Source organism: Trichocoleus desertorum ATA4-8-CV12, assembly GCA_019358975.1.
Classification (GTDB): Bacteria; Cyanobacteriota; Cyanobacteriia; order FACHB-46; family FACHB-46; genus Trichocoleus; species Trichocoleus desertorum_A.
Genome location: JAHHIL010000007.1, coordinates 135,632 through 155,476, shown reverse-complemented (window position 1 = coordinate 155,476; position 19,845 = coordinate 135,632). Strand labels below are relative to the sequence as shown.

The window sequence follows — 19,845 nt, the reverse complement described above, 5'->3', positions numbered from 1 at the left end:
CTCGTCGAATGGCTTGGCAAACATGGTTTGCTTTGAGGCCAGTCGCCTCTCTGACACTCTTATAAACCTGGTGGTGAAGCTTAGTGGTGTTCCAGCAGTTCTCTCGCTTGGCAACCTCCAAAATCTGGTTGCAAGCATCCGCAAACCCCTGCAAAGTTTGGTCGATTTCCAACCTCAACTCTACGGGCACTATCAGCTTGCATTTAACAGACAGGGATTGAGTCATAGGTGTATTATAACTCATCCAGGTATAACGGGCACTAAAGTACCCGCGTCGTTTTTCTTCCGAGGTCTAAAGACGCTCGGTTTCCAAACTCCCGTGAGGTACTTATGAGTTTTGTCGAGACATCCTTCAGATGTACAAAGAGAGAGAATTTATCATTCTATTGGTTTCTGGACAACCCGCTGACTACAACCTAGAAACTGAGGCATGGCTAGCCGATCATGAAGTGGAATATGATGCGCTCTGGATGAGAAGTACGGAGGATTCCAGACCAGACTTTATCGTCAAAAAAGAGATCTATAAAGAATGCATTCAAGGTCAATACAATGTCTTCTTTGTGCTCGACGATTGTGCTCGACGATCGCGACCAAGTAGTAAAGATGTGGAGAAGCGAAGGATTAACTTGTTTGCAAGTTGCGGAAGGCAATTTCTGATCTACTCTAAATCGCGTTTTACCCAATAAATCAACCCATCTTAAGCCCCAATGACTGCCACAAGGTAGAGGTTGTAGCGCTGTGGCGATCGCTACTGTAGATCTTAGTGATCAATAGCACAGCAAAGTTCCCGGTACCTATGGCAGTAGCAGATAAAGAGCGTTCCACGCAGACAAATACTCAGACAAACTCTAACCCTGAACCAATGTGGGAAGCGATCGCCGCAGCAAATCGCATGGCTCAAATGGCTACGGAAGCCTTACAAGCGACTGCGGGAAATATGACTCACACTACTACTGCGATTGGTGAGGCTGTTGGTCCGGCGGTGCAGCGATCGCTGGAGCAAAGCACGGAAACTGTAGGCAAAATCGTTGCTCCCATTGCTGAAAACCCACTCGTGAAGTTTGCAGTCAAGGTGCCTGGCATCAATGTGCTGATGGCGGCACTCGGTCAAGTCGATGCCAAAAAAGCGCAGCAGGAAGTAGAGCAACTGCGACAAAACTTTCCTTTAGAAACACCAGAGCAATTGGCTCAGCGGATCATTGCGGATACTTCGCTGAAGGCAGGTGGTATTGGCTTACTAACCAATTTTGTGCCTCCCCTAGCGCTAGCTCTGTTTGCTGTAGATATAGCAGCCGTGACCGCACTCCAAGCCGAAATGATTTATCGGATTGCAGCAGTTTATGGCTTTCCGCTCACAGATCCCACTCGACGCGGTGAAGTCTTAGTCATTTTTGGTTTATCTATGGGGGGGTCGGGTGTACTCAAGCTAGGTCTGGGCTTGGTGGAAATTTTGCCTGTGATTGGGGCTGTGGTGGGAGCATCGAGTGATGCTGCTTTGCTCTACACCCTGGGGCAATTAGCTTGTCGTTTTTACGAAGTCAAGCGCCAATCTGCAACTCAGCCAGAGATGAGTGTTGCCAATAGCTAACGCGATCGCTAAAGTCAAGGGATTGTTCTACTGACCCCCAAGAATTCTATGCCTATCTCCAAGCCAGCAGCCAAGCAACTTCTAGAACAAATCATCTTTGAGGAGGCCTTGCCCCAAGATTGGGTGCAGGATGTTTGGGGGTTGAGCCCGATTCTAGGCGATAGTGCCGCTAAGTTGCTGGAAGCATTTGAAGTGCTGATCGAGCAATGTCCTGAAGAGAGATTAGATAATTTATTACAAACCTTGGCTCAAGATGCGCTAGAGCAATAGCATCCGAACCAGCCCCTAGCCCCCAAATTTGGCAGGGCTGTTTCATACAATACAAGAAAAGAATTCCGAACCAGGCCCCCCTAGCCCCCCAAATTTGGGGGGAACCTGCTCAAAATTCCCCTTTCTGGAATGCCCGCTAGGGCTATGAATTGGGGGATTAAAGCTTTGACGGGTATACAAGAAAAGGGGGCAGTGCAAGGAGTCGAACTGGGTTCACGCTTTTCCTTTCGCTATATGAAACCACCCCGCCTTCCCTAGCAGAGAAGGGGCTGGGGATTAGGTCTAAATGCGATCGCCTACCTACATCTAGACTAAGCCTTGAACTTCTCGGTGATGCGCTTCATTGCTTCTTCTACGTTTTCACGGCTGTTGAAAGCTGAAATGCGGAAGTAGCCTTCACCCGCAGCCCCGAAGCCAGAACCAGGGGTGCCGACGACATTGCAGGTTTGCAACAACTTATCAAAGAAGTCCCAGCTAGAGAGATTGTTTGGTGTTTGCACCCAAACATAAGGCGCATTCACCCCGCCATAAACGGCTAATCCTGCGGCGGTAAGTTGCTCTCGGATAATTTTGGCGTTCTCTAGATAAAAGCTAACGAGCGCTTTAGTTTGGGTTTGGCCTGCCTCAGAGTAAACCGCTTCAGCGCCCCGCTGCACAATATAGGATACGCCATTGAACTTAGTGGATTGGCGACGGTTCCACAGCTTCCACAGTTCTACATCGGAGCCGTCAGCAGCTTTAGCCAGGAGGGTTTTGGGTACCACAGTCAAGGCGCAACGAGTTCCAGTAAAACCAGCATTCTTGGAGAAGGAGCGGAATTCGATCGCGCAATCTCTCGCTCCAGGAATCTCATAGATGGAGTGAGGAATCGCTGGATCAGTAATAAATGCTTCGTAAGCGGCATCAAAGAAAATGATGGAGCCGTGGGCTTTGGCATAATCTATCCAAGCTTGGAGGTGTTCTCTGCTAGCCGTTGCGCCTGTGGGGTTGTTGGGGAAGCAGAGGTAGATCAAGTCTACCTTCTGAGAGGGAATCTCGGCGGTGAAGTTGTTCTCGGCGGTGACAGGCAAATAAACCAACCCTTCAAACTCGCCTCTGTCATTAGCAGTGCCTGTATGACCCGCCATGACGTTGGTGTCCACATAGACGGGGTAAACTGGGTCAGTCACCGCAATGGTGTTGTTGTCGCCAAAAATATCGAGGATGTTGCCTGTATCGCACTTCGAGCCATCGGAGATGAAAATCTCATCAGCGCTGATGTCACAACCGCGAGCTTGGAAGTCGAATTGAGCGATTTTTTCCCGCAACCAAGCGTAACCCTGCTCTGGGCCATAGCCTCGGAAGGAACCGCGATCGCCCATGTCTTCCACCGCTTGAATCATTGCGGTGCGGCAAGCTTCCGGTAGGGGCTCTGTGACATCCCCAATCCCTAAGCGAATAATTTTTGCCTCTGGATTGGCCTCAGCAAAGGCATTGACCCGCCGAGCAATTTCCGGAAACAGGTAGCCTGCTTTGAGCTTGAGGTAGTTATCGTTAATCGTTGCCATGATGGATTGATACAAGGGCCGTAAACCAGCTTACTGCCAACCGTTGCTTTCCAGAAACGCTATGGGGCTGTTGCTTAGTCATTGGGTAGCACAGCGGAACATCATCTAGAGAGCAAAAATGGACTGGTCTATTTCATCGCTACACGAGGTGCTGCTCCAGACAAACTTCGTACTTGAGGATTTACGGCTTGCTCGATAATGTCAGCGGCTCGCTGTACACCTCCTGAGTCCCGGATGGACTGCTGAATTCTGGCAGCATTCTGGGCGTAGGACGAGTCAGTGAGAACCCGTTGGATAGTTTTTCTCAGACGTTTTACATTCAAACGCTTCAACGGCAACACTTCCCCAACGGCTGTTTCTCGGATTCTGGCTCCTGTTCCGGGCTGCTCAAACGTGATCGGAATTGCCACCAAAGGTACGCCATGCGTGAGGGAGTCGAGCACTGTGTTTAAACCCCCATGGGTAATGGTCAAGCTAGCTCTAGCCAACACTTCCACCTGCGGCACATACTCCATAACCAAGGGGGAGCCAGGGAAGCTCTGGATATCTTCTGGACTAATACCACCTCCATGTGCAATCAAGAGTTGTACATTTAACCCTTGGCAAGCTGCGGCGATCGCCCGAAACAGATCAGCCTTGGTGTTCTGCACGCTGCCTAGAGAGGCATAAATTAGCGGTTGTCCCGTCAACTGCTCAAATGGAAAACTGACGGCACAAGGAGATGAGTTCCGAAAAGGCCCGGTGTAGTGGAAGTCCACAGGTAGATTTGGGCAAGGGAAATCAAATGCAGCAGGCTGCTGGCTAACATGAGCTAGGCGATTGGAAGGAGCATACAGCCCTTGATAAGGAGGCAAATTCCACTGCTGGCGGTAGTGGTTGATTGTATCGAGGATCGGTTGGCAATTGCGATCCAGCATGTAGTAGGCAACTTGATTGCGGAGCTTGGCCCACAAAGCTTTCTGGTAGCGCCAAGGCGTAAAAAAGGGAGGTACGTCTGCTCGTCGATGAATCGCTTGACCACAGGAAACGGTTACAAAGGGAAGATTCAACCCTTCGGCAACGGTTTCTCCCGCTGGTTCTAACTGATCGACTAGCAAAGCCTCAATGCCTAACTCAGCGATCGCGTCTGGAGCATCTCGACAAATAATCTCCGTCACCTGTTGGCAAAAATCAACCGAGTAACGGAGGGCTTCCAATTCACTCAATTGCCCTAGTTGTTGAAAGGTTCGGGCTAAAGTGCCAGGTTGATAAGTAGACTGCCCAATCGGACAAAACTCTAACCCTTCGGAGCGAACTTTTAGAGCAACATCAGGGATTTGTAGCAAAGTGACCCGATGGCCCCGATGTTGTAGTTCTCGGCCCAAAGCGACTTGGGGGTTCAAGTGTCCTGGATAAGGTGGACAAATAATACCAAAGTGAGTCATAGCAGGGATACAGACAGGATAAAGGGAATCAAAATAGAGTTTTAATCTAGGGATAAGCTGGAAGAAAGGGTAGTACCCCCCTCCAAAGAGTAGAAGTGAATAAGTAGAACAGAGGCTTAAGTAGACTGAAATCGGTCAATGGAAGTGATCGCTTCCCAGCTTAACTTGCCAGTGACCACCTCTAGCTGTTGAATTTCGACAGACATACCCTGGTGTTGGAATTCCGAGATACTGAGCAGATCACTAGTTTGAGCAATTAAAGCGGCTGTGATTTCTGCCAGAGAGTCTGGAGCATTCACTGGATGATTCACAGGAGAGAGCTTTTGCAACACAATCCCTTGCCCGTTGTTGCTAATCTCTGGTGTTGCTGTAAAAGCCACAGAGGGCATGGCGGGGTCTGGTGAACTTGCACCGACATTAAAGGCAAGATGACCATCACTCAGCAAATAACATTTCACTTGCTGAACCGAAGCATCTCTGGAATGAGGGTCGCTCTGCCTGGGTAGCGGTGGCAAGTTCTCCCGTACCGAGGCAGAATTGAGAGCTTGGGTAAGGCTATCTTCGTTGACAACGACGCGGATCGTGCCCTCAGCTGGATGTAGCAGCTTAATCTTGCCCATCATTGCACTCATCGGCTTGACTGCAACTCGGTTGATCTGGAGATAAAATTCCTCCAGACGTAAGCTGGACTGCATCAACAAACCTTGGATCTTAATGGCGATCGAATCAACCTGTCCTTGGGCGAGTTTACTCAGATCGGTTTTGATCTGAACATCCACTCCTTCGGCATCCTTGATCATGCTCGCGATCGCCATAGTGGCCATTTTGTTGAGTGTCTCTTCACCAAACTTAGCTGAATCTGATGTCACGATTACTGCTCCTTGCGCAAGGTTAGCCTAGGAACACCCGAAGCATAGCCTAAGCGTTTGCCGCCGAGGAAACGCTCCAATCTTGGATACTATTCTGGCTGAGGATACCTGCGGCCTGCTGAATCTCCGCATCGCTGCCTTCCACAAGCACCACATAATCCCCTCGCAACAAGCGATCGCTGTAAATTTCCGCTTGCTGTTTATCAATCCCTGCCGCAGTCATCGCTTGCACCAAGCTACTTGCTGAAGCAGCGTTAATCCCTGCACCTGCGACACTAGCCACCAGAGAAGCAGCCAAAGTACCTGCGGCCAATACCGCACCGATTCCAGGGATACTCAGACTGGTAAGCCCTAGTAAAACTGTCGCGGTGGCACCCCCATAAGCCAAATTAGAAGCAGTGGCATTTCCAGCATCGACTTCCTGATTTCCAATCTGGCCCTGAAGGTGAGCCCCACTCATCTCTTGGCTCTCGTCTGCGTTCTTAGCAATCACAGATACTTGATTCATCGAAAAACCAGAGGCTTGCAACTCTTGGAGTGCAGTTTCGGCTGCTGAACGAGTAGAAAAGGCTCCTAGAGCACGTTGTTGATTTTTAGTCATAGGTTCTTCCATCACTTTCTGAATCTGCAAAGTTGGCTACAGCGCCACGCTTGCAGATTTGTTAATAGCCCCTACATTGTTATGATTCTGCTAGAGCAACTCATCAACCTAGAGATGTAGCCTAGGTTGCTACTGACCCAGATTTGTAGCTTCATCTGGATCTTGTCAGGTGGCTCTTGTCAGATGGCTCTATGTCAGGAGCATAGAAAGCCAGGAGCATAGAAAATCTCTCCCACAGATATATGGCTGAGGGGAGAGAAGGGAAAAGGAAAGCTTTGAAAAGAGAATGAATTATTAAGCTAATTGAAGTAGAATCAAAAGCCCTGTTTGGCTAAAATCCCACGCACAGCGATCGCCGCTAGCTCACGCCCAGTTATATCTACGCCCCTAGTTTATATCTAAGCTTTAGGCGCAGAAGTGATTTCACTTTGAACTTTGAGGGGCTTAATGAAACCGAAATAAGCAGCAGCCAACCCTGTCAGAGCATTGAACCAAACGTTATTGCCAAAAATGGGCATGAGACCAAAGGTGGTATTGGTTGCTGGCAATAAACCCATGATGGCAATGAGGATATAAGAGATTGCAAATCCTTGGTTAAACACCAATGAGCCTGAGAAGCTAGTGGCAGCAGCCAAACCTAAAATACCTACTGCAATGTGGACTGCATTATGTAAGAAATTAGTAGGAAATAGCCCGAAGACATTGCCATATCCATCTGGAAAAGACAAGTCGGGAACATACAGTGGTGCATCTCCCGCCACCGCAGGCATCGCAATTAAGCCAGGGATAAATCCAGCAATCCCAACGACTAAAAAGACCATACCGATGATCATGGCAAAAAGTCGTTCGGCACCGTCAAGGCGCTGAAGTAATTTAGGAGCATTCGTTTGCATAGTAAAACCTTTTTGAGCAGCTACTACTAAGCAGCGTACTAGCGATCGCTAGCGCCAACTTCCACTACAGGCAGAGACAGGATTCTATCTGTAGCATTGTTAAGCCGTAAAATCTGGCTGTGATGCTGAATACCCTGCCTGCCGCTACCAAGGCAAACGAGTGCCGTCCCAAGAGAAGAACTCGCCACTGTCCCTGAGTTCTAGATTTTCAATGACAGCCAGCAACTGAGTAACAGTTCGTTCTACCGGAAACAGTTTTTCGGGTGGCACATTTCGCTGAAATGGTTTGGAGAGGTGGGTATCGGTGGTACCCGGATGCAGTGTCACTACGATTGTATTTGGGCTTTTACGCCTATATTCGATCGCAACGGTTCGCATTAACATATTCAGTGCTGCTTTAGAAGCCCGATAGCCGTACCAACCTCCCAGCTGGTTATCTCCAATACTGCCAATTTTGGCGGAAATCGTGGCAAATACATTCCTGTCACTATGGCAAAACAAAGGCGATAAATGTTTGGCAAGTAGCACCGCGCCAATGCTGTTGACCTGGAAGTAGCGCCCTAAATGGTCAGGGTTGATCTGCCGCAAGCTTTTTTCTGGTTGCAAGTCTCCCTCATGCAAAATGCCAACGCAGTTAATCACCAAATGTAATTTGTCTACCTGAGTTTGGATGCGATCGCTACATTCGGCAATTTGAGCTTCATCTGTAATGTCTAGCGGGAGACAAACTAACTGCTCCGGATATTTATCTCGAAATGCCAACAATTCGCTAGCAGATTCGGGTTGACGATAAGTGGCATAGATTTTGGCAATGCGATCGTCCTGCAACAACCGCTGCACAAATTCTAAACCAATGCCTCCATTTGCTCCTACAATCAAGGCGTTGGCACTTTGTATTTCAGCAAAAACAGACATAAGACCTGCAACTCAACCGTTAGCAGCCTAGCATTAGCAGATTGGCTATAGCATCTAATTCTATGAGTGTTCTATCAACGCAGATTTGAGGTGGAGCAATGGCAAAGAGAGTTGCAATTGTGGGGGCTGGGCCGAGCGGGGTTTTATTGGCCCACTACTTACTACGGCGCGACGAAGCTTATCAGATTGAAATTTACGATCGCCGCCCTGATCCTCGCAGCGTCTCCTTTGAAAAAGTCCGCACCTATCCGCTGACCCTCAATGCTAGAGGTATCCATGCTTTGAGTCAAATTGAAGGGCTAGAAGCCAGCGTTAAAGCCCACGGGACAGCAATCTGGGGGACAGCCGTGCATGGTAAGAACGGGAAAACGCGAATCTTATCGCGCCAGAAACCACTCTTTGCCCTCGATCGCACCCAATTAGTGATTACCTTATTGGAAAAGCTCACCGAAACATACCCCAGCGATCGCTTGACTCTCCACTTCAACTGCAAATGTATTGCCGCAGATTTTGAGCGACAGAGCATTACCTTTGAGAGCATCACTGAAAGCCTCCTTGAAAACAATGTGGCAGAGAAGCTAAGGACTAACTACGACCTACTGATTGGTGCCGATGGGGCTGGTTCGGTGATTAGAGATCACTTTTTGCCAACCGATGGGTTTACAGTCGAAGCCCAGTACATTCCCACCGATTACAAAGCTCTTTTCCCCTTACGACGAAATGAAACAGTAGAGCTAGACCTCAAACCAGAGCATATTCATAGTTGGCGACTAGATGATAGCACCACAGTTTTAGCAGTGCCCATCAGTGATGCGATCGCCAGTGGGGTGATTACCTTCTCGCGTAACAACAAGTCATTTGTCAATCTGTCTACGACTACTCAAGTTTTAGATTTTTTCCGCCAAAACTTTCCTGACTTAAGCCCACTCATTGCCGATGCCGAAGCGGAAGCATTGCTCAATCGTCCCGTTTCCCAAGTGCCTACCATTCGTTGCAGCCATTATCACTACGGCAACAGCGTGCTACTAATGGGTGATGCGGCGCATGCTGTTTCACCCTCCTTGGGGCAGGGATGCAACGCTGCTTTTGAGGATGTGGAAGTGTTGGATCGGCTATTAGATGAATATTCTGACACCTTAAACTTAGTGCTGCCAGAATTTAGTATTCGTCGCAAACCCGATGCTCACGCTTTGGTAGAGCTGTCTGACAGTCCATTTCCGTTAGTTAAAGCCTTATTTGTTGAACTTATGGTGAGACAGAAATTGGGCAAAGTTATGCATCGGTTATTGCCTCAATACTTTCCAGCTTCTTTATTTGAGCTGCTGTCTGACACCAGAGTTCCCTATGCGGAAATCCTGTCGTCGTATCGTCGTTGGATCGCAAAAGTCAAGCGCTCTAATCAGAAGTTTTTGGCTCAACAGAGTCAATAGAGTTGTAGCTTTACAGGCAGAAAAGAATAAAAAAGCGGCGATCGCCCTATGTCCAAAAAGCGGCGATCGCTTCAATAGCTCCAGCAGAGATCAACTAACGGACAATTGGGAGAGAAACTTGCAACTTTTGCCGCTCTTTTGCCACTCTTTTACCACTACTGATCCGTCAACTGATATTGCACCTTAAATCGTTGTTCGCGATCGCTACCAGCTTCATCTAAGAACACGCTTGAGGCTTCATCCGAGGGGCGCGATCGCTCTATGAGGAGCATTGTTCTATCTTGCACTCTGAAGCCTGGTGAAGACAGGGGCCCTAAATTATTGGGATTTCCCTGTAAGACTAGAGATGCTGGGGAGATGGCTGCTTTAAAGTCGCTGAGGCTGCGAGTTTGCACCCCTTGGAGAGATTGGCTGGACAACGTTACACTACTGCCTGGCTCGATCGGTGGGCTAACCGTTTGCGCCTGTCCCAACCTAGCCCCACCGACGACCACAAGTCCTGCACTCAACAAGGCAAGCCTGATAGAACGCATAGAGTCTTCCTCAATCTCTAAAGTTTAAGTATTGTTATCAATGACTCAAAGTCTGCCTACTTTTCTTATAAGACAGAAGCTAACCCTGCTAAACCTCTGCCTTTAGATAGAGGTTTAGACGAAACAGGAGAAAGTTTACGCTAAAGCCCCATAAACCCGCCTTTAGGATGATGATCCCCTGACAAGCTCTGATCCGCTACCAACCTTGCCTAATGCCACCTTTTTTGCGAACTCTCTATTCCTGCCTGGCATTTCTCCTTAGCAGTGCTATTTTTTTCTTGAGTGCTTGGATTGTCGTTCCAGCACCAACATTGGCCTTGCTACGCTTGGGGGTAGCCACTCCAGAACTGAGTCCTTGGTTGATCGGGTTCAATGCGATCGCTTGTCTCCTTGCAATTGTAGGGCTGCGACGCAGTTGGCTCCAACGCTTGGCTGTAGTGTTGAGCCTGGTTGGGCTAGGGCTGAGTATGATTCCCTTGCTCCAACTGCCTCTGACTGTGCAACAAACTAATGCTGAGTTGCAAGCGAATTTAGGGCCGAGCTATGAGCAAATCAGCCAGCAGCTCGATCGCCAAGCGGCTCAAAGTACAAACCAAGGTATAGAGAAACCGCGATCGCAACCCTTCGTCTTACAGCAGGTTTTTACCGGAATTCCAGCCAGTCGTTCAGTTCGCTACGACCCCAATATCAACTTCGCCCAGCCAGACGGCGTACAACTCAGCATGGATATTTACCGACCGCCTCAAGTGGGTCGCTATCCAGCCTTAGTAGTGATTTATGGGGGGGCTTGGCGAGGAGGAAGTCCCTTGGCCAATGCTGCCTTCAGCCGTTACATGGCTGCAAGAGGTTATACGGTCTTCGCGATCGATTACCGCCATGCGCCTCAGCACCCTTTCCCAGCCCAACTTGACGATGTTCGCACTGCCTTAGCTTTTGTGCGTGAACATGCCAATGACTACGAAGCAGATGGCGATCGCATGGCCTTGCTGGGTCGCTCAGCAGGAGGGCACTTGGCGATGCTAGCAGCCTACCAACCCGACGCTCTGCCAATTCGGGCTGTGGTCAGCTACTACGGCCCTTTTAACTTAACGGCAGGTTACGCCGATCCGCCTGAACCTGACCCGATTAACGTGCGGGCAGTTTTAAGAGCCTTCTTGGGCGGCACCCCAACTGAGAAACCCATCCTATATCGCAAGGCTTCCCCCGCCACTTATGTTACCCGACCTTTGCCCCCCACATTACTCGTCCATGGTCGGCGCGATCATCTGGTTGAAATCAAATTTGCCCAGCGCATGTACCAACGGTTGCGGGCAGTAGGTAGCCCCGTAGCACTGCTAGAGCTTCCTTGGGCCGAGCACAGCTTTGATGAAGTCTTTCAAGGGCTAGGGAGCCAAGTGACTCTCTATTATGTCGAGCGGTTTTTGGCTTGGGCCTTACGCTAGCCTCCACGATTTGAGTTAGCGATTAACTGTACTCATGTCAGCATAGCGATCGCCCACGGCAAATCCTTTCGGAGCCACTTCATCTATCCGCGCCACCTCTTCCGCTGTTAAGGAGATCCCTACCGCCGCTGCATTTTCCTCCAAATATTGCCGCCGTTTGGTTCCTGGAATGGGCACAATATCTTGACCTTGAGCCAGCAACCAAGCCAAAGCCAACTGACACGGGGTTACTTGTTTCTCCGCTGCAATCTGTTGCACTCGCTCTACCAGTTGCAGGTTTTTGTTAAAGTTTTCTCCCTGGAGACGGGGTGAATGTCGTCGATAGTCGTCTGGAGCCAAGTCATCTAGGCTCTTGATCTGTCCTGAAAGAAAGCCTCGACCGAGCGGGCTGTAGGCCACAAACCCAATCCCTAATTCCCGCACTGTTGGTAAAACTTCATCTTCTGGGTCACGACTCCAGAGCGAATACTCTGTTTGCAAAGCACTGATCGGATGCACCGCTTGCGCCCGCCGAATCGTAGCAGGTGCCGCCTCCGACATCCCTAGGTAGCGTACCTTGCCTTGCTGCACCAACTCTGCCATCGCCCCAATGGTTTCTTCAATCGGTACAGTGGCATCTACCCGATGCTGATAGTAGAGATCAATATAATCAACGCCAAGCCTTTGCAGAGATGCATCACAACACTGTCGTACATACTCTGGTCGCCCATTCACACCAAGGAATTTTCCATCCTCACTGCGTTCATTGCCAAACTTAGTCGCCAGAATTACCTGATCTCGACGATCCGCGATCGCCCGTCCTACCAACTTCTCATTGGTAAACGGCCCATACATATCCGCTGTATCTAAAAATGTCACCCCCAGTTCCAAAGCCCGGTGAATTGTCGCGATCGACTCCGTCTCATCCCCCGCACCATAGAACTCAGACATACCCATACAGCCCAAGCCGATCGCAGAAACCGTCAAGCCTTGACTACCCAGTTGTCGAGTCTGCATTCTTGATCTCCCATGCCATCAACTGCCAACTATTGCAGCACCTGGGCAAAGAACAGCATCCTTCTTAGGACTGAAATTTTTTAAATTCCCAAAATCACCCCTCCCAAACCCTCCCCGATGCGGAGAGGGCTTTGAAAGCAGAGCAACAGATAGCCTTTTGGAGGGGGTCTGGGGGACGCAACCGTCCCTCAGCGGGGGTTTGGGGGCGAGTGCCCCCAAGGGTTCGGTTCTTAAGAAATAGTAGTTAAACCGCTTGTTTTTCGTGCAACTGAGACTTCAACTCACTCGGAGCAAACGCCCCAAACTCAGTCACGATCGCCGTAATCAACTCCGCAGGTGTCACATCAAACGCCGGATTGTAGAACTCCACACCGGGCGAACAAATACGAGTGTCACCCACTTGATAAATTTCCACCGGATCGCGTTCCTCAATCGGAATCCCACTACCATCCGACAAAGAAAAGTCAATGGTGGATAGGGGAGCAGCCACAAAGAAAGGAATATTATGGGCTTTCGCTGCGATCGCCACACTATAAGTACCAATCTTATTCGCCGCATCTCCATTGGCGGCAATGCGATCGGCCCCAACTACAACCGCGTGAATGAGACCCTGCTTCATGCAGTGCGCCGCCATCCCATCTGAAATCAGCGTTACCGGAATACCTTCTTGGACACATTCCCAAGCCGTTAGCTTCGCCCCTTGTAAGCGAGGCCGAGTTTCATCCGCATACACTCGCTCTAGCCGTCCATCTCGCCAAGCCGAGCGCACCACACCCAGAGCGGTACCATATCCTGCTGTTGCTAAGGCTCCTGCATTGCAGTGGGTCAAAATCCGCAGCTTGTCGGAACTAGCAGGTAACGCTTTCGCGCCATAATCGCCGATCGCCTGACAGGTTTGGATGTCATCTGCATTGATTTGCTTCGCCGTTTCTAGCAGCGTTTCCTTCAGATATTCCACAGGCCCAATCGTCTGCCGTGCTGTCTTCAGCATCCGCGCGATCGCCCAGAACAAGTTCACCGCAGTAGGGCGAGTTTCTCGCAACTCCTGAGCCACTGTTTCCAGTTGAGCCAAAAATTGATCGCGATCGCTGGTCTGAATCGCTCGTGCCCCTAAGTACACACCGTAGGCTGCTGCCACCCCGATCGCCGGAGCCCCCCGTACAATCATGGTCTTAATTGCCCTTGCCATGTCTTCGTAGCGGCTAATTTCCACAACGGCATATTCATTAGGCAAACGGGTTTGGTCAATTAGCAAGACTCGGTCTTCTTGCCAAACAACGGGATATACCTGAGCAACGGTAGACAACATAAATATTTCAGCCGATAAAAAAGGTCAACAAAGCGATCGCGCCACTATAAAACGTTACCAGATCGCTTGTCGAGTCGGCGGGGTTCTTGGATTGCTGAGTCGTTGAATAACAGCGCATCAGGAAAATGACGTTGGGCGCGTTCTGCGGAAGTGCAGTGATTGCCTCTTGTTGCCAATCGGGTAGGGCAAACTCGCTTTACATAAGCTAGTGCCTCTGGCCACCTGACTTGGTTGATACACTGTGCTCCATTTACGCCCCAAGCTGCCTCAAACCGCATTTCTGGTGTTGTATCCGGTTTTTGGATACCTAGGCGATCGTAGAGATTGATTGGAGTGCCATCTTTCGTATGGGCGACACCATCCCCACAATAATCCGCGCGTACCATCCGCACACAAGCAGAATGATAATCTCGCAGCGATCGCCCTTTGACATTTTGCCAAGGTTTGTAGCCGAACCGCATACACTTGGCTAAAGCTCCGTTGGTACAGCTAAATGTCACGAGTTTCTGGTTGGGGCGGTAATTGCCTCGGCTATCCCAAGAACCTTGAAGCACGACTGCTTTGGCCACTCCTTTTGCATCTGGTTCACAGAGGTTCTGCCAGTTCTGCTGGTTGTCTTGATAAAAAACGGTATAAAGATATGTTTTTTGTTCTGGGTCAAGCGGATCAACCTCAGCATCCCGCACTTGAAACTTTTGTTGACGACCTTGATCGTCAAACCCTACCATTTCAGTGGTTTGAAGCTCTGTTTTGGAGAGAGGCACCTTATCTTTTTCGTTGGGATGAGAGGTAGGTGTCGCGATCGCAATGCTGCCCCAAGCGAACAAAAATACCAAAACTAGCAACAGCGATCGCAATATTGGCTTAATACGCATGCAGTCCTTCTTCTCAAAAAATCTCCAACAATCTCACTTCTTCACCGAGATGGAACCGTGAAAGATTTGTTCCATCCCAATGTGATTTAGATAGCAGCCTTGTTTACTTAATGCCTACCAAACGGCCCTCTTCAACTTGAATCTCTGTGAACTCAGGACTCGACAAGACCATACCCGTCTCTTGAGACGACGTCACTGCCACGTTCTGATTTTCTTGACCATTCACATTACGCCCATTTAAGTTAGCACCATTGAGGTTGCTGCCGTTGAGGTTGCTGCCATTTACTGATATGCCGTTTACTGATATGCCATTCATTTCCACTCCATTCAGGTTGCTGCCATTTACCGATATACCATTCATTCTTACTCCATTGAGGTTGATGCCATTCAACTGGGTTCCGTTAAAGGCCAGCCCGTTTACGGCAAGGCCAGCTTTTGCATCCGGGGAGAAGGCGGCAACGCTCAAAGCAGTAAGCGCGACAATAGCCAAGAAGCGTGAATTCACAGTTAGTAACCTCTCGATAATGTAGTGAGGATGGCTACAAAAGGAAATCGCCGTATTTCGGTCAGGGTATGGTGACATTTACAATTTTTTAGAGTTACTCCAATGCTTGACATAGCAAAGCTTTTGTGAATCAACTCTGTCTTAGGGCCAGCTAAAGCAACACAACTTATCTCCTTAAAAGCACAAGAGAGTATGTTTTAGAGCTTATGTTTTTTGGGTGAGAATAATTTCAGCAGTTCCACCCTTATGGGGGAAGGAGATGGGGCGATCGCAGAACTAAGATAGAAACAATAAAGCGATATCCCAAAGCGCATCAAACTTTATAGGAAACTGCCTCCCAGCCTTTATTATGGGAGGCTTGTAATTTTTAAATTCTACAGTTGAGCTTTAGAATGAGCCTTAGAAAATAGTTGGCAGAGCTGCATGACTTAAGTCATGAGTGTTTCGTTGCACTTTGTGACCTTTTTCCTAGATCTACTAGGCCCATCCTCCTCTACGATCAAGAAAACTCCTCAGGAGTAGACTCTAAAGCCGCAGTTCAGTCGGCTAAGAAGGGGTGGAACGGGTGAAAGATTGGGCTAAATTTAGATTTAGGGTGCCAACTTGGTTGGTTGGAACTTTGGTGCTGGGCTTGTTGGCGGGTGGAGGCTACACTGCTTACAGCCGCATGAGCACAGGGCAACGACAGGAAGCGAGCCGCCGCGTCCAAACTGCAACCGTAGAGCGTATCAGTTTGCCGATCACGATCGCCGCCAATGGTACTGTTCAACCAGAGCGATCGATCAATGTCAGCCCCAAGAACTCCGGGGTTTTGAAAGAACTGCTGGTGAAAGAGGGCGATCGCGTTGAAGCAGGACAAGTCTTAGCTTACATGGATAGCTCCAATTTACAGGGGCAACTCACCCAATCTAAAGCTCAAGTAGCATCAGCCCAAGCCAATCTTGATCAACTATTGGCAGGCAATCGCCCCCAAGAAATCGCACAAGCCCAAGCCCAAGTTGCCTCTGCCCAAGCCAACCTCAACCGATTGGTAGCAGGCAACCGTCCTCAAGAAGTGGCTCAAGCTCAGGCTCAACTGACCTCCACCGAAGCCAATCTCCGCCAAGCCCAACTCACTCTTAACCAAAACCAGCAGCTTTACACCGCAGGGGCGCTCTCCTTACGGGAATTAGATACCTCTCGCGCCACTTATGATAGTGCGAAGGCTGAGGTAGAGCAGGCAAGACTGGGCCTTAACTTGCAGCGGTCGGGTACGCGCCCAGAAGAAATTGCCCAAGCTCGCGCCCAAGTAGAACAAGCTAAACAAGCCCTCAATCTCCAGCAATCAGGAGCACGTCCAGAAGAAATTGCCCAAGCTCGCGCCCAATTGATGAGCGCCGAGGGAGCCTTGCAAACGACTCAAACACAAATTAACGATGCTACCATTCGGGCTCCTTTTAGCGGGATTGTGACCCGAAAATTCTCCGATCCTGGTTCATTCGTGACTCCAACCACTGCCAGCAGTGATGTTTCTTCGGCTACTTCTTCTTCCATCTTGGCGCTAGCTTCTAACAACCAGGTTGTTGCCAAGGTGGCGGAAACCAGCGTCCCGAAAATCAAAGTTGGCCAGGGAGTCACCATTGAAGCGGATGCTTATCCTAATCAATCTTTTACAGGCAAGGTGATTCAAGTTGCGACGCAATCTACAGTTGAACAAAATGTGACTAATTTTGAAGTCAAGATGTCTGTGGATGACTCTAAAAACTTGTTGCAGTCGGGCATGAATGTCAGTGTGGAGTTTCAGGTTGGTGCTCTCGACAATGCTTTGGTGATTCCAACGGCAGCGCTGGTTCGGCAAGAGCAAGGAAGCGGAGTTTTTCTGGCAGGCCAAGGAGAAAATAGCAGACCCAGATTCCAACGCATTACCACGAGTGCCATTGTAGAGGACAAAACTGTGGTGACTTCTGGATTAAAAGCAGGAGATAAGGTGATGCTGAGCTTCCCTGAAGGAGAGCGCCCACCTTCTAGAACGCCTTCCTTTATGCCAGGGGCGGGACGACAAAGACCGGGAGGCTCTGGTGCTTCTAGTGGCGGTTCTGGTAGTGGCGGTTCTAGCAATGGCGGTTCTGGCAGCGGTTCTGGCAGTGGCGGTAGAAGAGGTGGAGGATGAGGAGGAGCACTCAAGCAAGCCCAGAGACAGGGAGTTGGAAAAGCGCAGGCAGATTAGGAGATGGTGCAGTTGGGTAAAATTCGGCCTACTCAGGTTTCTCTGCTAGAAGTCGTGACAATGGCTGTAGAGGCTTTGTGGAGTAATCGCCTGCGCACTAGCCTGACAATGCTGGGAGTGGTGATTGGCATTGCTTCTGTGATCACGGTGACCTCTGTGGGGCAAGGAGTCCAGAAGGCAACAGAGCAACAGATTCAATCTCTGGGCACCAATGTCATGTTGGTCTTAGCAGGGGCGGCGCGTTCGGGTGGTATCAGCCAAGGATTTGGTTCAGCCACGACCCTGACTTGGCAGGATGCCCAAGCGATCGCCCAACAGGTTCCTGCCGCAGAGAGTGTCACCGCCTATCTGCAACGCTCTGGGCAAGTGGTATACGGAGAGCAAAACACCTCTACCAGTATCCTAGGCGTTGACCTCGCTTATCCAGAAGTCAAGGAGATTTATCCGCAGGAAGGACAGTTTTTTACTCAAGCAGATCTAGATAATGCCGAGCCTGTTGTGGTCATTGGTAGCACTGTTCGGGATACTTTCTTTGCACCTGCCGAGCTTGCTGTTGGTAGAAGTCTCCGCATTCAGAATGGACGCTACCGCATTGTTGGAGTGATGGAATCTAAAGGCTCTGTAGGAGGGCAAGATCAAGATGATCGAGTCTATATTCCGCTGACAAATATGTCTTCTCGGATTGTCGGCAACAACGCTATCAATGGCACGGCAATTAATGGCTTTTGGTTGAAAGCTTTAGACCAAGCGCAACTAGAAGCGGCTCAGTTTCAGGTGACAAATTTACTGCGAGTGCGCCACAACATCTATCCTCCCGCACCCGATGATTTTCGTATTAGCAGCCAAATCGACATCATCAATACGTTCAGCAGTGTGGTGGGGCTGTTCACGGTATTGGTAGGGGCGATCGCGGGTATTTCTCTAGTTGTGGGTGGAATTGGGATCGCGAATATTATGCTAGTTTCTGTGGTGGAGCGAACCCGTGAAATTGGGATTCGTAAGGCGATCGGAGCGACGAGTCGTGCCGTTTTGCAACAGTTTCTCACCGAAGCGATCTTGGTTTCCCTTTTAGGCGGTGCCCTCGGCGTATCGATTGGGGTGGGTCTTGCCTTCGCTGCTTCTACTCTATTTAAGTTCCCTTTTGTCGTCTCCCTCTGGTCGATTGGGGCGGGGTTAGGTTTGGCGCTAACTGTTGGCTTAATTGCCGGAGTCATCCCTGCTCGGAATGCTGCCAATCTTGATCCGATCGCAGCGTTGCGGAGCGATTAAGACATGGCCACCATGATTTGGATGGAAGGGATTACCAAAAGCTATCGTTTGGGTGAAGTAGAGGTCCCAGTTCTAAAAGGGATTGACCTTAACATCGAAGAAGGTGAGTATGTCGCCATTATGGGTATCTCTGGGTCTGGCAAATCGACGCTGATGAACATTATTGGCTGTCTCGATCGCGCCACTGATGGCTATTACGTTTTGGAAGGTAGAAACCTCACGACCTTTACCAACGATGAATTAGCTTATATCCGCAATCAGCGCATCGGTTTTGTGTTTCAGCAGTTCAACCTGTTGCCCCGCGCCACCGCCTTAGAAAATGTCATGTTGCCAATGGTCTATGCGGGTATTCCGAAAGCGCAACGACGACAGCGAGCGGAAGAAGCTTTAACCCGTGTGGGTCTAGCAGAAAGGCTCTCTAATCGCCCTAGCCAACTGTCGGGCGGTCAACAGCAACGAGTCGCGATCGCACGGGCTTTAGTCAACCGTCCTGCCTTGGTACTCGCTGATGAACCGACTGGAGCGTTAGACACTCAAACCTCACAAGAAGTAATGGCCTTGCTCACGGATCTCAATGAGCAAGGCATCACGATTGTTATTGTGACTCACGAACCGGATGTGGCCGCACAAACCCGACGCACCATCCAGGTCAGAGATGGTTTAGTGGTGAATTAAACGTCGTAAATCCGACACTCAGCGGCATCTGGGTTCTGGTCACAGTAGACTTCTAAAGAATTTTTGCTGGATTTCACTTGGCGGTGAGCCCGCTCAGCTTGGAGTTCTTCCACAATGTCCCAAGCAACTGCACAATTGGCAGAAACCTCACCATTCGACTCGCAAGCAGTCCAGGCTTGGGCGATCGCGTCTTGGATGGCTTGTTCTAGGGAGGGAGAAACTTCTAATGTATTCATCATGATCAACTGAAGCTCTTTGAGAGCCCTGGTGTAGAGTGAGCTATTAGTTGCGAAGCGTTACGAGTGCAACCAACCCTTTTACTCTAGACAACCCCAGTGAGATTGACAGGTGAAGAAACCGTAATCGTCCTAGGGGAGTTTTCCTCCTACAGCCGTTTTCAAATGAATGCACCACGCTTGTAAATTCTCTAAGCCCCCTAAATCCCCCAATTCTGGGGGACTTTGAGCAGGTTCCCCCCAAATTTGGGGGCTAGGGGGG

Annotated in this window: 21 protein-coding genes; 8 read left to right on the top strand and 13 right to left on the bottom strand. The window is 49.7% G+C overall.

All coding sequences use genetic code 11. From position 1 onward, the window contains the following. The coding region (locus tag KME12_09185) for a transposase (protein ID MBW4487951.1) at positions 1-226 on the bottom strand (226 nt) is incomplete at its 3' end. 130 nt (positions 227-356) lie between these two features. On the opposite strand from KME12_09185, the gene KME12_09180 reads away from it, so the two are divergent. The 3 genes from KME12_09180 (at position 357) to KME12_09170 (ending at position 1,858) form a co-directional block, all read left to right on the top strand. Next, positions 357-686, top strand: coding sequence for a hypothetical protein (locus KME12_09180; GenBank protein MBW4487950.1), 330 nt, complete (start codon positions 357-359; stop codon positions 684-686). 176 nt (positions 687-862) lie between these two features. Beyond that, positions 863-1,588: an EcsC family protein gene (locus KME12_09175; GenBank protein ID MBW4487949.1), complete on the top strand. Its 726-nt coding sequence runs from the start codon at positions 863-865 to the stop codon at positions 1,586-1,588. Positions 1,589-1,636: 48 nt separating this feature from the next. After that, the gene (locus KME12_09170; GenBank protein MBW4487948.1) at positions 1,637-1,858 is read left to right on the top strand and encodes a hypothetical protein; all 222 of its coding nucleotides are present in this window, start codon (positions 1,637-1,639) and stop codon (positions 1,856-1,858) included. 311 nt (positions 1,859-2,169) lie between these two features. On the opposite strand, the gene KME12_09165 is transcribed toward KME12_09170, so the two are convergent. The 6 genes from KME12_09165 to KME12_09140 form a co-directional block, all read right to left on the bottom strand. Continuing rightward, the gene (locus KME12_09165) at positions 2,170-3,405 is read right to left on the bottom strand and encodes an LL-diaminopimelate aminotransferase (protein ID MBW4487947.1); all 1,236 of its coding nucleotides are present in this window, start codon (positions 3,403-3,405) and stop codon (positions 2,170-2,172) included. A 128-nt stretch (positions 3,406-3,533) separates the two neighbouring features. Then, positions 3,534-4,829 (bottom strand): glycosyltransferase, encoded by a 1,296-nt coding sequence (locus tag KME12_09160; protein ID MBW4487946.1) that lies wholly within the window; start codon positions 4,827-4,829, stop codon positions 3,534-3,536. 116 nt (positions 4,830-4,945) lie between these two features. After that, complete coding sequence (locus KME12_09155; GenBank protein MBW4487945.1) at positions 4,946-5,698, bottom strand: DUF2993 domain-containing protein; 753 nt, start codon at positions 5,696-5,698, stop codon at positions 4,946-4,948. Positions 5,699-5,747: 49 nt separating this feature from the next. Next, the gene (locus KME12_09150) at positions 5,748-6,299 is read right to left on the bottom strand and encodes a signal transduction histidine kinase (STHK), LytS (protein MBW4487944.1); all 552 of its coding nucleotides are present in this window, start codon (positions 6,297-6,299) and stop codon (positions 5,748-5,750) included. Between the two features lie 398 nt (positions 6,300-6,697). Then, positions 6,698-7,192 (bottom strand): DUF4383 domain-containing protein, encoded by a 495-nt coding sequence (locus KME12_09145; GenBank protein MBW4487943.1) that lies wholly within the window; start codon positions 7,190-7,192, stop codon positions 6,698-6,700. 144 nt (positions 7,193-7,336) lie between these two features. Continuing rightward, positions 7,337-8,107 (bottom strand): SDR family NAD(P)-dependent oxidoreductase, encoded by a 771-nt coding sequence (locus KME12_09140; GenBank protein ID MBW4487942.1) that lies wholly within the window; start codon positions 8,105-8,107, stop codon positions 7,337-7,339. A gap of 98 nt (positions 8,108-8,205) precedes the next feature. Between KME12_09140 and KME12_09135 the strand changes: the two genes are divergently transcribed. Then, on the top strand, positions 8,206-9,537 hold the full coding sequence (locus tag KME12_09135; protein MBW4487941.1) for an FAD-dependent monooxygenase: 1,332 nt from the start codon (positions 8,206-8,208) through the stop codon (positions 9,535-9,537). 155 nt (positions 9,538-9,692) lie between these two features. Here the strand turns inward: KME12_09135 and KME12_09130 are convergent, their stop codons facing one another. Beyond that, entirely contained in the window at positions 9,693-10,070 is a 378-nt protein-coding gene (locus tag KME12_09130; protein MBW4487940.1) for a hypothetical protein, read from the bottom strand. A gap of 212 nt (positions 10,071-10,282) precedes the next feature. Here KME12_09130 and KME12_09125 point away from each other — a divergent pair, with 212 nt between their 5' ends. Continuing rightward, the gene (locus tag KME12_09125; GenBank protein ID MBW4487939.1) at positions 10,283-11,512 is read left to right on the top strand and encodes an alpha/beta hydrolase; all 1,230 of its coding nucleotides are present in this window, start codon (positions 10,283-10,285) and stop codon (positions 11,510-11,512) included. A 15-nt stretch (positions 11,513-11,527) separates the two neighbouring features. On the opposite strand, the gene KME12_09120 is transcribed toward KME12_09125, so the two are convergent. The 4 genes from KME12_09120 to KME12_09105 form a co-directional block, all read right to left on the bottom strand. Continuing rightward, a complete protein-coding gene (locus KME12_09120; GenBank protein ID MBW4487938.1) occupies positions 11,528-12,508 on the bottom strand; it encodes an aldo/keto reductase in 981 nt (326 codons plus the stop codon). A gap of 244 nt (positions 12,509-12,752) precedes the next feature. Continuing rightward, positions 12,753-13,817 carry an S-methyl-5-thioribose-1-phosphate isomerase gene (mtnA, locus tag KME12_09115; protein ID MBW4487937.1) on the bottom strand — a complete coding sequence of 355 codons (1,065 nt, stop codon included), beginning with the start codon at positions 13,815-13,817 and terminating at the stop codon, positions 12,753-12,755. A 44-nt stretch (positions 13,818-13,861) separates the two neighbouring features. Then, positions 13,862-14,692: a hypothetical protein gene (locus KME12_09110; GenBank protein ID MBW4487936.1), complete on the bottom strand. Its 831-nt coding sequence runs from the start codon at positions 14,690-14,692 to the stop codon at positions 13,862-13,864. Positions 14,693-14,795: 103 nt separating this feature from the next. Further along, entirely contained in the window at positions 14,796-15,197 is a 402-nt protein-coding gene (locus tag KME12_09105) for a pentapeptide repeat-containing protein (protein ID MBW4487935.1), read from the bottom strand. 565 nt (positions 15,198-15,762) lie between these two features. Between KME12_09105 and KME12_09100 the strand changes: the two genes are divergently transcribed. The 3 genes from KME12_09100 to KME12_09090 are packed head-to-tail and all read left to right on the top strand — an operon-like array spanning position 15,763 to position 19,347. Further along, complete coding sequence (locus tag KME12_09100) at positions 15,763-17,346, top strand: efflux RND transporter periplasmic adaptor subunit (GenBank protein MBW4487934.1); 1,584 nt, start codon at positions 15,763-15,765, stop codon at positions 17,344-17,346. Between the two features lie 60 nt (positions 17,347-17,406). Continuing rightward, entirely contained in the window at positions 17,407-18,672 is a 1,266-nt protein-coding gene (locus KME12_09095; GenBank protein MBW4487933.1) for an ABC transporter permease, read from the top strand. 12 nt (positions 18,673-18,684) lie between these two features. After that, on the top strand, positions 18,685-19,347 hold the full coding sequence (locus KME12_09090; protein ID MBW4487932.1) for an ABC transporter ATP-binding protein: 663 nt from the start codon (positions 18,685-18,687) through the stop codon (positions 19,345-19,347). Here the strand turns inward: KME12_09090 and KME12_09085 are convergent. Next, positions 19,344-19,586 (bottom strand): Calvin cycle protein CP12, encoded by a 243-nt coding sequence (locus KME12_09085; GenBank protein ID MBW4487931.1) that lies wholly within the window; start codon positions 19,584-19,586, stop codon positions 19,344-19,346. The genes KME12_09090 and KME12_09085 overlap by 4 nt on opposite strands. Between the last annotated feature and the right edge of the window lie 259 nt (positions 19,587-19,845).

Bases quoted from the DNA above. Each gene is read 5' to 3' on its own strand.
- KME12_09180 (MBW4487950.1), top strand. From the start codon at position 357: ATGTACAAAGAGAGAGAATTTATCATTCTATTGGTTTCTGGACAACCC.
- KME12_09175 (MBW4487949.1), top strand. From the start codon at position 863: ATGTGGGAAGCGATCGCCGCAGCAAATCGCATGGCTCAAATGGCTACG.
- KME12_09170 (MBW4487948.1), top strand. From the start codon at position 1,637: ATGCCTATCTCCAAGCCAGCAGCCAAGCAACTTCTAGAACAAATCATC.
- KME12_09165 (MBW4487947.1), bottom strand. From the start codon at position 3,405: ATGGCAACGATTAACGATAACTACCTCAAGCTCAAAGCAGGCTACCTG.
- KME12_09160 (MBW4487946.1), bottom strand. From the start codon at position 4,829: ATGACTCACTTTGGTATTATTTGTCCACCTTATCCAGGACACTTGAAC.
- KME12_09150 (MBW4487944.1), bottom strand. From the start codon at position 6,299: ATGACTAAAAATCAACAACGTGCTCTAGGAGCCTTTTCTACTCGTTCA.
- KME12_09145 (MBW4487943.1), bottom strand. From the start codon at position 7,192: ATGCAAACGAATGCTCCTAAATTACTTCAGCGCCTTGACGGTGCCGAA.
- KME12_09140 (MBW4487942.1), bottom strand. From the start codon at position 8,107: ATGTCTGTTTTTGCTGAAATACAAAGTGCCAACGCCTTGATTGTAGGA.
- KME12_09135 (MBW4487941.1), top strand. From the start codon at position 8,206: ATGGCAAAGAGAGTTGCAATTGTGGGGGCTGGGCCGAGCGGGGTTTTA.
- KME12_09130 (MBW4487940.1), bottom strand. From the start codon at position 10,070: ATGCGTTCTATCAGGCTTGCCTTGTTGAGTGCAGGACTTGTGGTCGTC.
- KME12_09125 (MBW4487939.1), top strand. From the start codon at position 10,283: ATGCCACCTTTTTTGCGAACTCTCTATTCCTGCCTGGCATTTCTCCTT.
- KME12_09120 (MBW4487938.1), bottom strand. From the start codon at position 12,508: ATGCAGACTCGACAACTGGGTAGTCAAGGCTTGACGGTTTCTGCGATC.
- mtnA (MBW4487937.1), bottom strand. From the start codon at position 13,817: ATGTTGTCTACCGTTGCTCAGGTATATCCCGTTGTTTGGCAAGAAGAC.
- KME12_09110 (MBW4487936.1), bottom strand. From the start codon at position 14,692: ATGCGTATTAAGCCAATATTGCGATCGCTGTTGCTAGTTTTGGTATTT.
- KME12_09095 (MBW4487933.1), top strand. From the start codon at position 17,407: ATGGTGCAGTTGGGTAAAATTCGGCCTACTCAGGTTTCTCTGCTAGAA.
- KME12_09090 (MBW4487932.1), top strand. From the start codon at position 18,685: ATGATTTGGATGGAAGGGATTACCAAAAGCTATCGTTTGGGTGAAGTA.
- KME12_09085 (MBW4487931.1), bottom strand. From the start codon at position 19,586: ATGATGAATACATTAGAAGTTTCTCCCTCCCTAGAACAAGCCATCCAA.